This window comes from Mesorhizobium sp. M7A.F.Ca.US.002.01.1.1 (assembly GCF_004022955.1).
Lineage (GTDB): Bacteria > Pseudomonadota > Alphaproteobacteria > Rhizobiales > Rhizobiaceae > Mesorhizobium > Mesorhizobium ciceri.
Map to the genome: position 1 here is coordinate 1 of NZ_RZQE01000112.1, position 14,656 is coordinate 14,656.

General features: G+C 59.1%; 12 protein-coding genes and 3 pseudogenes. 6 read left to right on the top strand and 9 right to left on the bottom strand.

Features of this window, described 5'->3' with window-relative positions:
- Positions 1-132, top strand: a pseudogene (locus EN932_RS13875) (IS481 family transposase); the annotation flags it as partial.
- 161 nt (positions 133-293) lie between these two features.
- Here the strand turns inward: EN932_RS13875 and EN932_RS13880 are convergent.
- The gene (locus EN932_RS13880) at positions 294-566 is read right to left on the bottom strand and encodes a hypothetical protein (protein ID WP_199489650.1); all 273 of its coding nucleotides are present in this window, start codon (positions 564-566) and stop codon (positions 294-296) included.
- Between the two features lie 1,173 nt (positions 567-1,739).
- Here EN932_RS13880 and EN932_RS13885 point away from each other — a divergent pair.
- Both EN932_RS13885 and rpoN read left to right on the top strand, forming a co-directional pair.
- Entirely contained in the window at positions 1,740-2,273 is a 534-nt protein-coding gene (locus tag EN932_RS13885) for a peroxiredoxin (protein ID WP_063169380.1), read from the top strand.
- A 68-nt stretch (positions 2,274-2,341) separates the two neighbouring features.
- Positions 2,342-3,775, top strand: coding sequence for an RNA polymerase factor sigma-54 (gene rpoN / locus EN932_RS13890; protein ID WP_063169381.1), 1,434 nt, complete (start codon positions 2,342-2,344; stop codon positions 3,773-3,775).
- Here rpoN and EN932_RS13895 read toward each other — a convergent pair.
- The 6 genes and pseudogenes from EN932_RS13895 to EN932_RS13915 form a co-directional block, all read right to left on the bottom strand.
- On the bottom strand, positions 3,772-4,398 hold the full coding sequence (locus EN932_RS13895) for a nitrogen fixation protein NifQ (RefSeq protein WP_063169382.1): 627 nt from the start codon (positions 4,396-4,398) through the stop codon (positions 3,772-3,774). The two genes, rpoN and EN932_RS13895, sit on opposite strands and share 4 nt — an antisense overlap.
- Positions 4,385-5,437, bottom strand: coding sequence for an LLM class flavin-dependent oxidoreductase (locus EN932_RS13900; protein ID WP_063169383.1), 1,053 nt, complete (start codon positions 5,435-5,437; stop codon positions 4,385-4,387). Before EN932_RS13900 ends, EN932_RS13895 begins: the two co-directional genes overlap by 14 nt.
- A gap of 138 nt (positions 5,438-5,575) precedes the next feature.
- Positions 5,576-7,177 (bottom strand): SDR family oxidoreductase, encoded by a 1,602-nt coding sequence (locus EN932_RS13905; RefSeq protein ID WP_063169384.1) that lies wholly within the window; start codon positions 7,175-7,177, stop codon positions 5,576-5,578.
- A 148-nt stretch (positions 7,178-7,325) separates the two neighbouring features.
- Complete coding sequence (locus EN932_RS13910) at positions 7,326-7,913, bottom strand: nuclear transport factor 2 family protein (protein ID WP_050580531.1); 588 nt, start codon at positions 7,911-7,913, stop codon at positions 7,326-7,328.
- A 138-nt stretch (positions 7,914-8,051) separates the two neighbouring features.
- A pseudogene (locus EN932_RS38865) lies at positions 8,052-8,213 on the bottom strand (ferredoxin); the annotation flags it as partial.
- Positions 8,204-9,382 carry a cytochrome P450 gene (locus EN932_RS13915; RefSeq protein WP_063169385.1) on the bottom strand — a complete coding sequence of 393 codons (1,179 nt, stop codon included), beginning with the start codon at positions 9,380-9,382 and terminating at the stop codon, positions 8,204-8,206. The gene EN932_RS13915 and the pseudogene EN932_RS38865, both read right to left, overlap by 10 nt.
- Before the next feature lie 1,487 nt (positions 9,383-10,869).
- Between EN932_RS13915 and EN932_RS13920 the strand changes: the two genes are divergently transcribed.
- Positions 10,870-12,102, top strand: coding sequence for an MFS transporter (locus EN932_RS13920; RefSeq protein WP_063169386.1), 1,233 nt, complete (start codon positions 10,870-10,872; stop codon positions 12,100-12,102).
- 261 nt (positions 12,103-12,363) lie between these two features.
- Here the strand turns inward: EN932_RS13920 and EN932_RS13925 are convergent.
- Positions 12,364-13,395, bottom strand: a pseudogene (locus EN932_RS13925) (ChuX/HutX family heme-like substrate-binding protein); the annotation flags it as partial.
- A 51-nt stretch (positions 13,396-13,446) separates the two neighbouring features.
- Positions 13,447-13,770 carry a hypothetical protein gene (locus tag EN932_RS13930; protein ID WP_126066777.1) on the bottom strand — a complete coding sequence of 108 codons (324 nt, stop codon included), beginning with the start codon at positions 13,768-13,770 and terminating at the stop codon, positions 13,447-13,449.
- Positions 13,771-13,980: 210 nt separating this feature from the next.
- Between EN932_RS13930 and EN932_RS13935 the strand changes: the two genes are divergently transcribed.
- The gene (locus EN932_RS13935) at positions 13,981-14,301 is read left to right on the top strand and encodes an iron-sulfur cluster assembly accessory protein (protein WP_029356570.1); all 321 of its coding nucleotides are present in this window, start codon (positions 13,981-13,983) and stop codon (positions 14,299-14,301) included.
- A 154-nt stretch (positions 14,302-14,455) separates the two neighbouring features.
- A partial coding sequence (locus EN932_RS38390; RefSeq protein ID WP_206618932.1) for a hypothetical protein occupies positions 14,456-14,656 on the top strand: 201 nt, incomplete at its 3' end.

Genomic DNA, 14,656 nt, shown 5'->3' on the forward strand with positions numbered 1-14,656 from the left:
CATCGTGCCGCCGAACTGCCTGTCTGGCTGCACAGATACAATTGGCATCGTCCACATGGCAGCCTAAAGTCAAAAACGCCTATCAGTCGCCTCGCCCTGATCGAGGACAACCTGTTGAAGCTCCACAACTAGGTCGTCCAGCATCACAGTGAACCGCGTACGTAGTATTTTGTCGTAGGCGGCATTCTGGATAGCCGGATACGGGCTCTTCACCCGCTGCACCACCGATTGCGGGATGATGTCGCGAGAAACATTCACGGATTTCGTGAAAAAAGTGTACCCGCCGAAGAGCCCTACTCGCGGGGGCGGTGCAGCACCACCTCGGTGTCACTGCTCGTGTTCATGCGATGGACTAGGCCGGCCAGCTGTTGACGCAGCTCGCGGTAGTTGTAAGTCTCACCCGTGTAGACGAGCACCAAGTCAGGTCGGCCATCCCCCTGGAGCATCCTCGGCTGGCGGCCGCCCTGGATATCGATGATTGCCAGGCGGTGGTGTCCCAGCGCCGCAGGCCCGCCGATCCAAGTCCCCTCGTCGTCCGGACCGTGGTTCGCTATGGTGGCCGTCATATCGGCAAGCTCCCTTCGCGCATCGGGACCTCCGAGGTCTCGATTGAAGTCGATCCATTCACAGATGCCGCACAGGTTATGTCGCCGCATTTGGGCGAAGCAGATATAAGGCCAGTGGGAAACCATCGAGGCAAAGTGACGGATCTAGCCCAGCTACGATCCGCATCCGACATTGTCGGACATCGGACAGCACCGCGATTCGCTGCATAGGAAGCCTGGAGTCGCGATTTCCCCTGGGGGAATCAGCGCATGAAAGGAGAGCTGGGTCGTGTCTGCCGAAATGAGAAATTGCTCCCCCTTATTGCATCACCGAGGAATGTTACCCAGCGCGATAGACGGACATGCCCTATCTCCCCCCGTTGCAGCTGAGGGAGATAGGGGCCAGCTCTTCATTCAACCCTCATGGAGGATGATCAGCCCAGCCATTTCCATGCGCCGGCCTTCACAAGCCGTGCACCATTCAGGTTCTTTTCCTTGAAGCGCGACGATCCTTGTCAGACGTCGCAACACTTGCTGCCGAGAGCACGAGCTCTTCCTCGAGCATGCCTTGATCTGCGCCTCGAACGGCTCGCACATGCTGGGTTTCAACGACTTCGCAGAGGTTGATATTCTGCAGTGACTTCGTCTCGCTGCTGCACGGCATTGACGCTGGGAGCCATGCTCGCGTGGCGCAATTGTGCTGAAGCCGGTGCCCACGGCAACGTTTCTTAACCCGCCCCAGATCCTGGCGTTTGGCTATTTCCGACATTCGTGTCCGGCTTCGGACAAAGGCCGGGTTTGCCGAACGGAGTCGCACCCAATTTCCAGTGCTGCTTGAGCAATAATATCGACCGGCATTACTGCACAACACGAAAGTTGCTGCAAAAACCGAAGTGAACCCAAGGCATCGGGTCAATTGGCATGGCGCTTGCGACTCGGTCGATAGAACGCAGTCAAAATCACGGTTGCAGACCATGCCTACCTCTCAAAGCTCGATAAAGCACGCGAGCAAAATTCCCCGTCTCCGCGGAAGCTCGTCGCCGTTAAACGTGCCTGCTCGGGGGCGGTCTTGCACAAGACCGGTCCGAGGCAACCACGCCAAGGCGCGAGGCTGCCGGAACTGTCGACCGAAGTCGATGCCGCTTCAGTTTAACCGAAAAATGCACCGTACCACTTTGGCCTGGAAGCAAATCAATGACCTATAGAAAGAACGTTCCTCTCGTGACCTTTCGCACGCGTGTTCGCGATGAGTCGATCGGGGGGCCAAATCCTTATCAGTGGGAGAACAAGACCTCCGACGATTATTTCGGGGGCAAGCGCATCATCCTGTTCTCGCTGCCTGGCGCCTTCACCCCGACCTGCTCGACCTTCCAACTGCCCGATTTCGAAAAACTCTATGATCAATTTCTGGAACTGCGAATTGACGCGATCTACTGCGTCTCGGTCAACGATGCTTTCGTCATGAATGCGTGGGGAAAGTCCTTGGGGCTGCAGAAGATCGAGCTGATCCCAGACGGGTCGGGCGAGTTCACGCGCAAAATGGGCATGCTGGTCGCGAAGGACAATCTGGGCTTTGGCATGCGCTCCTGGCGATACGCCGCTCTGATCGACGATGGCGTGGTGGAGCAGTGGTTCGAGGAGGAAGGCTTCTGTGACAACTGCGAGACGGACCCCTATGGCGTTTCATCCCCGCAAAACGTTCTCGACAAATTGAAGGCGGCGGCATGACCCAGAAGTGGAAAGTCTCACACAACCCAAGCACACACTAGAGCCTCCTCGGCAGATCACGGTTCAACATGCATCTCTCAGCAAGCCTGCTTCAACGCCAGAAGCAACGTATGGTCTTATCGCCTCAAGCCATTGAAGCTATTCGCTTGCTGCGATTGACGCATACTGAACTCCATCAGCTCGTGCAGCAGGCACTCGAGAAGAACCCCGTTTTGAAGCCTGACCCGTTTGACGACGATTCGCCGCTGCCAGGGGTGGATCAGCGGAGCAGTCAAAGCAGAAGCGAAATCGGCGAATCGCCCATTGGCGGGCCGTCTGGCGGGCGCGGGCAATGGAAGTCGCAACGCAGTAGCGGCAACGATCGACCTGCCGTCGAGGAGTTTACCGCCCACACCGAAACATTGCACGACCATGTCGCCCGCCAGGTCGCCCTCAACCCGTTCACCCCCCAGGAGCGGCTGATTGCCGGACAGCTCGCCGCTCATCTGGAGGACACTGGCTATCTTCAGGTAAACCTTTTCGATCTGGCCAGGACGTTAAACGTTCGGCAAGCTGATGTGGAACGGGTCATCGGAATCTTGCAGCAATTTGATCCGCCGGGCATTTTTGCGCGAACTCTCAGCGAATGCCTGGAGATTCAGCTGCGCCAGCAAGACCGGTTCGACCCGGCTATGGCAGCTTTGGTCGCCAATCTCGAGATGCTTGCACGGGGGGATTTTCAGGGATTGAAGCAGCGTTGCGGAGTCGACGAGGAGGATCTCCTCGACATGAGGAACGAAATCCGCGCGCTCGATCCCAAGCCTGGAGACCGGTTCCAGTCCGGGACGCCGGAAACCATCGTACCGGACGTCTGGGTAATGCCCAAGTCCGAAGGTGGATGGCGGGTGGAGCTTGATCCGGCCACGCTGCCCAAAGTGTTGATCAACCACACCTATGTCGCCGAAATCTCGCAGCTGACCAAGCAAAATCCGGAAGGCAAAGCGTTTCTCGACAATTGCCAGGAAAAAGGGAACTGGCTGATCAGCAGTCTCAAGCAGCGCGCTAAGACGATCCTTAAGGTTGCGACCGAAATCGTGCGCCAGCAGGATGCCTTTTTTACACACGGCGCCGCCCATCTGCGGCCTCTCTGTCTCAAAAATGTCGCTGACGAGATCGGCATGCACGAGTCGACGGTAAGCCGGGTGACTTCGAACAGGTACATGTTGACTCCGCGCGGGGTGTTCGAGCTGAAGTATTTTTTCGCTGCGCCAATCGCATCCTGCGAGGGCGGCGATGCGCACTCCGCCAAAGCTGTCTGCCATCGGATCAAGGCAATCATAGCCGAAGAATCGCTCGACAAGGTACATTCCGACGAAGACATCGTTGCTCAACTCAAGGAGACCGGCATCGATGTCGCTCGCCGTACCGTCACCAAATATCGCGAGGCGATGAACATCCCTTCCTCCATACGACGGCGCCGCGATAAGCGTTTGTCCGCAGCTGCGATCAAGCGAAGTGACTAACCGACATTCGTGGTCGGCGAGAGGCGACTCTCAACTTCCTCCGGGCCGAAGCAGCTTTCGAAGTCATGGCATTCCCCGCAACTGGGTGCTGTGCATGACGAAAAGCCTTCGGCCTCACACAGCTTGCGGTAAAAGTACTTTTTCCATTTCATGTTTTCTGTGTTGCCTGCCGCCAGCGCGGGAAAATGTCTGGCAAGCAGGCGGCTGAGCTCAGCGCGATTTGAGAGGCCAAGATCCCGCCAAAGATGGTCCATGCGCATCGCACGCCGGGCGATGATCTTGGCCAAGCGGGCGCTCGCCGGGTCGGCCGGCGCAGCATGCGCTAGCAGCAGCCGGCGTAGCAGTTCCTCTTCCAGTTCCGGCTCGGGCTCGCTCAACTCCTCCAAAGCGAATACGCTGCTGGAGGTAGACGGGAAAGTTGCGGCCAAGACATCACGCAATTCGACAGACGAAAGGCCTGTCCCCTCCGTCGCCAACACCTCGCCCGCCTGGACCTCCTCAAGCGAACGTGAATGTACGCAGGGCAGCACATGCTGATCGAAGCTCCTCCCTAGCTCGGACCCACGCCATTGCGCGCTGGATAGGCAGCCATCATCGTAACGGCCGGCTTCAGCTTCCGGCATGACAAAGCGCCTTGTTGACCGCAGGGATGATCTTGTCGCCCCAGAGCTCGATCTGGCGCAGCATCGTCTTTTGGTCGAAGTCGCCCAATTGAGTCTGAACTGCGATCTGGTCCGGTTTCAAGATATCGATCTCTTCCAGCAGGCGATCAATCACGCGATTTACGCTGCCAATCGGCAAATTTTTGCGCATGGTCTCGAAGGACAGATCCTGCTGGGTCGGTGTCTCCTGCAGCAGGTAGCCATCGTGGCTCTGTTGGCGACGCTGATGCAGGGCTTCAGAAAGCCGGCGCTGGAAGCGGGCATTGTCGAGATAGCTGTTGATCTCCAACTCGTCGTGGCTGGCATAGCAGCAGCGCAGCAGCGATATCTTGACGTCGGTGACGTTCTTTTCCTCGGATGCCGCCGCCCTCTCGACTGATTCACGCAGTGTGGTCAAAGTCTCTAAGCCGTCGTGGAAGGCTGTGACAAAAAAATTGTGCCCCTCGCGGTAGGCCCGAGCCATCCGTGCGGCTCCGCCAGCGATCCAGATAGGCGGCGTCGGCTGCTGGACTGTGCGGACCGAAATCGCTGTTGGGGGGATCTTCTCATACTGGCCGTCGTGTTCGAAGACGTTTTGGTTGAGGCCCTTGAGAATGATGTCCAGGTATTCCGAAAAGACGGCCGGCGCCTCATCGATGTCCACGCCGAACCGTTCGAACTCGAACTGCTGGTATCCCAAGCCTACGCCGAGCTCGAGACGGCCGTTCGCAACGATGTCGGCGAAGCCGATCTCGGACAGCAGGCGCTGCGGTTGGTAAAGCGGCAGCACGCAGACGGCAGTGCCCAGGCGAATCGTGCTTGTCAAGCCGCCGCAGTGCGCCACCATCATCAGCGGGGATGGTATGAGGCTGTAATTGTTGAAGTGGTGCTCAGCAAACCACGCGGTGTTGAACCCAGCCTGCTCCGAAGCGACGGCCTGTTCGATGGAGTTGCGGATGACGCTTTCTGAGGATTGGTGATAGCCACGCTGGGCGGCCAGAATGAAAGTGGCAAATTCCATGATTTCTCCTCGTTATAGACACGTCAGCCGACCGGGAATGTGCTCGGCATGCGCATGCTTGGATCTCAAGCACCTCAGGTGCGTCGTGGAGCCGAGGCTTCATAATGCTCGGCCGGTCGCCCTGCGAAGGCCTGGCAATTAACCTGCGGCCTCCGCAAAACATTCGTCATAGAGCTCGCTGGCGTTTCCCGCATCACCGAACGAGGTCCAGCCGCCGTCCACGTAGAGGATCGAGCCGTTGATGTATGAGGCGTCAGACGAAGCAAGGAAGAACGATGCATCTGCGACGTCTTCTGGCCGTCCCATCCTGCCCATGGGGATGCGTCGTCCGATTGCTGTCAGGTCGATGCGGCCGGCTTTGGCCAACTGAGCAAGTGCGGGCGTGCGGATGTGGCCAGGAGCGACGGTGGCTGTCCGAATTCCGACCGGCCCGAGTTCGGCCGCCATGCAACGGGTCAGCATATCCATCCCCGCCTTGGAGGCGCCGTAGGCATGGCGCGGCGCGAACGGCAGAAAGCTGTCGATCGACCCGAGATTGAGGATCACGCCGCCCGGGCGCATAGCCTTGATCGCTTCGCGCGCGCAGGTGAAGGCGCCGGTAAGGTTGACATCCAGGACGTGTTCGAGCTGTTTCGACAGTTGCTCGATCGCAGGCACAATCCTGTCGGCGGTATCAGCACTATTGACCAGAACATCGATATACCCGAAGCGTCCCCTCAGTTCTTCGAACATCGACACCACATCGCTCTCGACGGCCACGTCCAGCGATTTCGCCAGATGCTTGCCGGGGAGCGATGTAGCCAGCTCTGCCGCTGCAGTGCCATCTTTATCAGCAATCACGACGGTGTCGCCGTTCGCGGCAAAGCGGCGAGCGACGGCCGCGCCAATGCTTTTTGCGCCACCGGTGACGAGCACGATTCGCGCATCTGTGCATTCGGCCGGACAGGAGAGCTCGGCTTGGAGCGCACCATCCACCGGCGGGTGAGCATCCCCCGGCTGGTTGAATGACATCCAGCCTCCGTCGACTGCCAGCACCGAGCCGGTGATGTAGCGCGCCTGCGTGCTGCTCAGAAAACGCACGACCCTGGCGATCTCGTCGGGGCGAGCCAAGCGCCCCATCGGCACGCGGCGGCGTATCGCCGCGAGGTCCATTTTGCCAGCGCGTGCCAGTTCTGTGACCATTGGGGTGCGGACGGAGCCCGGCGCCACCGCCGTGACGCGGATTCCTCGCATAGCCCACTCGCATGCAAGGGACTTTGTCAACGAGATCACGCCAGCTTTCGAGGCTGCGTAGGCGTTGCGCCTGGGATTGCCGACCACGCCCGCCATCGAAGCCACATTGACGATCGCACCGCCCGGCTTCATGCGCCGCGCCGCTTCCCGGGCCATAACGAATGGCCCAATAAGGTTCACTGTCACGCCGCGTCGGAAGGTATCGACAGCGGTGTCGATGATCCTATCCATCGTGGGTCCAACCGCCGCATTGTTGATGAGGACATCGATTTGCGCGAACCGTGCTTCGACCTGGCCGAAAAGTGAGAGCATGTCCTTCTCTCGCGACACATCGCACTCCAGACCGACGTGCGGCGACCCGAGATCCCGAGCCAGTTCAACCACACCACTGCCCGGAAGGTCCACCGCAACTACAGTGTCTCCGTCCGCGGCAAGGATATCGACCAGGGCACGGCCGATCCCGCCCGCAGCGCCTGTGATGATTACGGTGCGTGCTGCCAGTTTCACGAGAGCTTCTCCACGATGACCGCTTGTGATCTCAGCCCATCAACCTTGGGCGGAATGAAGGGCCGAGCCAAATCGTTGCAGTGACCGCCAGTCGCGGCCCCACACAGATGTCGTTCCCGTAGGGCGCTCATCCTCCATTCCTACCCACTTATGCAGCTCCCAGTTGGGGACCCTCGACGCCATCTTGGTCGGTGGGGATGTGACCCTTGAGCAACTGGTAGATGGGATCGTCTGGATGTGGTGCTCCAATCGGCTGTCGCCGGCCGAACCTATCTGCCTCAAGAATCGCTGGCGGGATTTGCTCCTCAACCCAATCGTAGACGACTGTCCGTTCCGCAATTCGCCACTCGTCCTGCCTCTTCTGAAACAGATCGCAGTAACGGCCGCAAAGCAGCGTCTGACGTATTTCTTGGTCTGTATCCGGTCCGCGTTGCAGCGCGGTGAAATAGCTCTCGACCGCGGCCTCTGCTGAACTGATGAAGTCGATCAGGCTGTTCGTGATTTGATGGATGTTACGGTGCCCCGGCAGACCGAGAGCAAATTGGATGAAGTCCTCTGCCGGTCCGCAATAGGGACCGTGCCTGTCATACGCTTCGGGCCAGTATGCGCTACGCAGCGCCGCCTCATCGGCGCGGTCTATCCCGCGGCAGTACCGATACAGGCAGTTGCGGATCGCCTCTCGGTCACGCAGTTCGGTAATTTTCGCGTGGTCGACAGGGTCTGTCGCGAATTGTATGATTGTTTTGTCCTTCCCGATGCCAGTCTGCACTTTGCGTGTGTCTCTCTCTACAACTGAGTTAGCGGGGGGCTCGTCAACTTCCAGAGCTTGTTCGGGGCAGGCTCGTACCCCTTTTGAGGCAAGCAGTTGCTCCCCATCGGCAACATCAATATCACCGGGCAAGATGTAGCCGGCGTCATCAAGCTTGAAGACTCTCGGCGCCCGCGCCCAGCAGCGCGCATGACCCTGGCATCTGGCTTTATGTACGACGACACGCATAGCGAACTCCAATGTCGTTGGCTGAAACTTCAGGACCATTCCAGGATCAGATTCTCGATCCCGAACACATGGCCGCCGAAGGTGATAGGTTCAGTCCCTGTCTTGATCCGAAAGGCTGGGATGCGCGCCAGCCACTCCTCCAGGCCAATGACAATCTCCCGCCGGGCAAGGTGTGAGCCAAGACAACGATGGGGACCATAGCCAAAGGCAGCGTGCCGGTTGTCCTCGCGCGCCAGATCGATCTCATTCGGGCATTCGAATTCCGCCGGGTCACGATTGGCAATCATCGTGGCACAGGAAACATAATCTCCCTTGCGGATCGGCGCGCCTTTGAAGTCGACATCCTTCGTTGCCACTCGGATCATCTGAATGGTCGAATAGGCGCGCAGCAATTCTTCCGCAGCGACGGCAATCCGGTCAGGTTCGCTTCGTAGCAATTCCTGATCTTTGGGGTTGCGCGCGAGATGGGCCAAGTCGAAGCATATGGCTGCTGAGACCGTGTCGAGTCCCGCGACGAACACAAGCACGCCGATGCCACGGACTTCTTCGTCACTGAGCAGACGACCCTCGACCTTTGCCTTCACGATGAAGGTCATGAAATCATCGACCGGCTCCTTGCGGCGCTCGGTGGCAAGTTCGTCGATGAAGGCCACGATCGTCCGGGCTGCGGGTGGTCGTTGCTCCTTATCGCCGTGGAGCAGATCTCTAGCCCAGCCGACAAATGTTTCTAGTCCGTTGTCCGAAAGCCCAATAAAGCGAAGGAAGATATTGACCGCGAACGGAACTGCAAAATCCTTCATGATGTCGCAGCTCGTGCCTGATGCGGCGATCCTGTCGATCAGCTTGATCGCTCGTTCCCGGACAGCCGGCTCCAATGCCATTACCCGCTTTGGCGAAAGCAGCGGATTGAGCAGTGAGCGAAAAACACCGTGGAATGGCGGATCGAGCTCAAGCGGGATCATCGGCCAGCTCTCGCCGAGCACAGAGGCGAAGATGCTGCGATGGCTGGAAAACGTTTCGGTGTCCTGCAGCACCCGGCGCTGGTCGCTCGCGCGAGTGATGACCCAGGTACCCCGACCGTCGCGCGTGTTGCTGGTTGAATAAAAGATCGGAGGCCCGGCATGAACGCAAGCAACCGCTGCATGCGGATCCCCGTTAGCCGTCGGCAACATGCCGGGCGACGTAAACAGGTTGAAGTCCCTCACCATTTCGGGCGGGACATGATCTGGAACCGGCCGCGATTTAACCGCGCCAGAATCGAGAGACCGTTCATGAGATGCTGTCGGCATTTGCATGCAATCGTCGGTGCAAGCTCCGTGCCGAATTCGTCTTTCGATAATCCTTGCCGTTTGCTGGGCAACAGGTGGCGCCTGCGCTGACTTGCTGGTCGGGATTGCAACATTCTTGTCCAGCGTCGGACACAGAATGTAGAATGCTAGACAGCGACTTGGAGCAACTCAACTGGTGGGATCGCTAGCCGATCATGTGCCCGGGGAGCATCCAGTTCGAAAGCTTGCGCTAAGCGGCTTGGTGACTTGGCCGAGGTCACCAGGTGGAAACGACCAACACTTGGGGTGAGCCTAGTGGCGCTCCCCTCGATGATGTCTGGCGGGGTGGTTAGCCGCCTCCGTAGGACAAGATCAGTCTACACGAATGGACTATAGCCTCTCCTCGCATGCCTCATTGGCCGTCCTTCAGAGCCGGCCACACGAGCTTTTGTCTTTCAGCAGGGCGTTTTTCTCGCCAGCTACAGAGCCACACCGACGCCATTAATGAGCGTCCAGTCGACGGGTTGGATGGCCCTGTCCATCTTGCCCAGCACCTTGGCTTAGCATTTGCCGGTGCGGCGGAAGCCTTCAAGACGCAGTTCTTGACCTTCTCCAGATCAGCCTCGGATGGATATCGGCAAGGGTTCAGCTCGTCCTTTTGAACTTGCGCATCTTCGTGTTGGCCAACCCCAGGCCGCCCGACATATTTGCGGTCTATCCGGCACCTCAACTTCGAACAACCTTGCGGCAAGCTCTTGGGATAGCCCACGCTCGTGCCTCCACCACCCGCTCAGCAGAGCCAGATTTGTCGTTGATGGCACGGAACTTGCGGAGTCATTCGCAGATGCGTCACGGACCGAGAGTGTCGTCCCATGAATTCGATCACCAAAAAGGCCGCCCGACGTTGCTGGGACCGCCTGCAATTACCTTATCCCAGAATTGGGAGCAACGGCTTCAAAAGGGATAACTCATCACCTCAATTTTGTCGATCGCGCGGCCATCGAACCGCAGCCATCGATCAGACTTCCGCCTCGTTGCACTCATTGCGACCGCCTTGGTGCTTGCGACAACCGCTCAATTCTGGCTGCCAGGATAACCACATATGGCGACGGAACTTCCTGCTTCAAAGCAATATAGAGATCGTCGATCATCCCCCCATCAAGGCCTCGATCGAGGACACCGCGTTCGGCTTGCTTGGTTCGCAGTGAACAGACCGCACTTCGACGAATGCGATCGATGCGACCGCGCCGAGAACTCTCCCGCATTGTCGACGGTTGGGTCCGTCGGCCCTCCGATGAGGCCTCGGATGCGTCGGGCTCCGAGGCCTCGACTGATGCCGACTGGCCGCCGCCGGAAGGTCTCGCGGCTTTGATCCCCGGCGATGTAGCCACCCCTGCTGCAACAGCTCCTAGCCGGAGAACTCATTCATGACCGAATCGGCGACAGATTTAGTGGACGCGGCTTTGTTCGACCGAGATCGGCTTGACCCAGAAAGTCCCTATCAACGTTCTGGCCCTGCATGGGGTGCCATCATTTCGCTTTCCTTCGGCACCTTCGGGCTTGTGACGGCAGAGTTTCTGCCCGCCAGCGTTCTGACACCGCTCGCGCATGATCTCCGTATCACCACGGGCACGGCTGGACAGGCGCTAACAGCGGCCGCAATCGTCGCGGCGATCTCGGCACCGATAATCGCCATCGTGACAAAGCGTCTGGACCGCAGGGTCGTCATCTGGGCGATGACGCTCCTGCTGATCCTGTCGAACGTTCTGGCGGAGGTTGCGGGGTCGCTGCCGGTTTTGCTGGCGGCACGCGTCGTCCTTGGCATATCGCTTGGTGGTTTTTGGTCAATTTCGGCAGCGTTGGCGATGCGGCTGGTTCCAAGTCACCTCATGCCGCGCGCCATGTCGGTCATCCTCACCGGCGTTTCTGTCGCCTCCGTCTGCGCGGCTCCAATCGGCGCTTATGTCGGTGACATTTGGGGATGGCGAGCCTCGTTCAAGGTCGCCGCAATCGTGAGTGCCGTTGCGCTGCTCGTGCAACTCGTAACCATTCCGCCACTGCCTCCGATCGAAGTGCGCAGATTCCGCAGTCCGCTGGATGTCGCGAAGAATCCGGCGATGAAGGTTGCGGTGCTAGTCGTGCTATTGGTCGCTTCCGGCCATTTTGCCAGCTTCGCCTACATCCGCGCCTTTCTCGAGAGCGTTCCTGCGCTCGACAAGAAGTCAATCCCGCTCGTGTTCCTTGCTTTTGGCACGGCCGGCGTCTTCGGCAATTTAGCCGGCGCATTCCTCACCAAACACAGTCTCAAGGCGGTCGCGGCCCTGCCGCCCCTGCTCATTGCCGTAGCCGCTGTCTCGCTCCTGACCATGAGAGCATCGGCCTTGACCTCGGCAATTGCAGTTGCCGTATGGGGCTTTGCTTTTGGCGCGGTCCCGGTCGGATTGCAGACATGGATGGTGCTACGCGCCGCTCCGAAACAGGCCGAGAGCGCTGGTGTACTGATGGTCATAACCTTCCAAGTGGCCATCGCAGCCGGCACAACTTGCGGTGGCCTATTGGTGGATCACACGGGTATTGCCAGTGTCTTTGTCTACAGCGCGGTTGCCACGTTCCTCGCTGTCTTGACAGTATTTTTGCTCGGCCCGAACCGCAAAACCTGACCGCCTGGTGGGGAGTGACGGTCGGCGGCGTTCACGCTATTGTCACCTCTGAGCTCGGCCCAAAGGCCGCGGCTTCGTCGTAACCATGCGGTCGATGGGGCAGCGCCAAATTGCTTCCTGCTCATCGCGTTGCGATAATACAGCGCGCTTATTGCGTCATCGTGTCCCCGGTCTCGGCTTCAATGCCCGGCTACTGGCTGCGGAGGCAGATGGGCGCCGGCGTCCCACCGACGACGATCGGTCTTTTCTCATGTAGCTGTCGGGGAAACGAGGCAGGTTTTCCGCCAGAACCCGCCAGTCGTCGCGCTCGCGTTCGCCTTCCTTGCGCGCACCGAACAACTGGATGATGATCTTGCCGTCGGACCCATATGCTTCGAGCGAGGTGACGTGACTGTCATTGGTCGGCTTGCGCACGGCCCAAACCTCACGGATTTGGTGGGTCCTGAGATGCAGCCGGAACGTTTCGTCCAGCACATGGATGCACGGCCCGATCTGCTTGACCGACTTGATTAAGCCGGAATGGGTCTGGATAGAACCTCGGTTGCCGACGAAGCACATGATCGGCAATTCGTCTTCGGCCGCACGCTGGAGCACGGCGCCAACTGCGGCATTGTCGAGCAGCCAAGCGTAATCCTGGCCGACCATGCGCAAAGCCTGGCAGCGGCTGAGCTTGAGCGTCTTTAGAAGGTTGACGTCAGTCAGCCGGCTCCAGTACTCGCGTAGGTCGTCCACCGTGCCGGCCCAGTCCGCAGTCCTCGCGCCCAGGTCGGCTACTCTCGCCTTAAGCGACATGGTCGGCTCCTGGTTGGCGGATACGAGCTCGGCCACCAGCTTTCGATAGGCATGAAGGTTGGAGACCGGCCTGAGATGCACCTTATGCACTGCTGCGCCGGCGGCGTCGAAGAATTGCAAACTGCGCTGGATTCCGCCGCGATGGCGCCTTTCAACAGCGAAACCATACCTCCAAGCCTGCGGGAAGACGCGAAGGTCGAATTCGTCACCAAGGACCATGGCGTGATTGTTGCCGGTTATCACTCTGTTGAAGACGCCAATCTTTTCGTGCACGGCACCTTGATTGCGGGTCAGCGCCGTCACTTCGCCCACGAATTCGAGGCCCGTCAGAAGGTGATTGACGCGCGGGTCGATGCGTGCCGCGCCGAAACCGCAATGGGCCGCGACCAGTTCCGCTTCCGAAATGGCCAATTGGGCGGCGAAATCACGCGCGGGAATGTTCGGACAGACTTCCCACGCACGCCGGATTTCGTTGGGCGACCGCTTCTTGCGCTGATCCATGTTTTTACCCCTGCCCCGTTCTTCTTTTGACGATCGATCGAAAAACGGGCCTCAGGGATGTGCACGGCGGACGCGATCGATCGTCAGGCACATGCCAGTCGAATCCTGTCTCCGGGCGGTCAGCGGCCAATCGCCGGTAGCGAGCGATTGTTGGGTGGTCGGCGCCAATCGGCCGATCGAGCATTCGGGTACCACCGGCGGTGCTGCTTTCCCACCAAGGCGGGTCTGATGGATCATATTGCTTTCCTTCGTTCTTCGATTGCGAGGGCAACCCAAAGGTGAATCGGCCGGCAATTTTGCCGCCGCAACGAAGGCTTCACAAAAATCGTGCCAGTTGCTCCGCGGCAAGCTCTGAACATCTTTGGCTCTGTTCATTGCTTTACGCGTGAGTGCATCGCGAACTCAGGCGCCCTTCCTGTGACGCGGACGCGACAAACCCGACAGTAAGTGTCGGTTGTCGGACGTCTCCCCAGCAATCGAGCATAAGAGACGTCGGGATGTCCTACGGTTTTTGACACGTCTTCCCTTTGGCACGGTCCATGCGAGATGATCCACGAAAACGCCGGACCGAGGAGAAATCGAGCCATGATTACGCTCACCGACAACGCTGTTGCCGCCATCAAGGCCGCTCTTTACCGCGCCAGCGAGCCGGCGGAAGGATTTCGCATCATGGTCCATGCCGGCGGCTGCGCCGGCTTCCAATACTCAATGGGCCTGGAGAGCGTCTCACGTGAGGGCGATGCGATCATCGAGCGAGATGGGCTCAAGGTGTTCATGGATAGAGGCTCCCAACCCCATGCCGCCGGCATGACCGTGGACTTCGTCACTGGGCTCGAAACATCCGGCTTTGTTTTCGATAACCCCAATGCGCGTGAGACGTGCGGCTGCGGCAAGTCCTGCAAATGATTGCGAGGGAACAGGCTATGTTCGACTATAGCGACGCCAAGGAATACTGCGTCGAACCGGTAACCGCCGGCGCTCTGGAACCGGCCGACACGCACTGTCGGCCCGGAACAATTGCGTTCGGTGATGCACCAAATCGCGATCATCGATCGTTGCCGTGGGCAAGCAAACAAAATTGCCCGAAACAGCTGAATTCCCGGCGGATGCCGCCACCAAAGGGCAATGTCGACAGCGACCGGTCAGCCAAGCCATCGCTCCCCCGGCCGCCCACCTTACCAGATACGATATGCGCCAGAGGTTCAATGGCCCGACTACCCTTGAATCATTTCAGCAGTTGAAGGATCACTCCCATGAACCC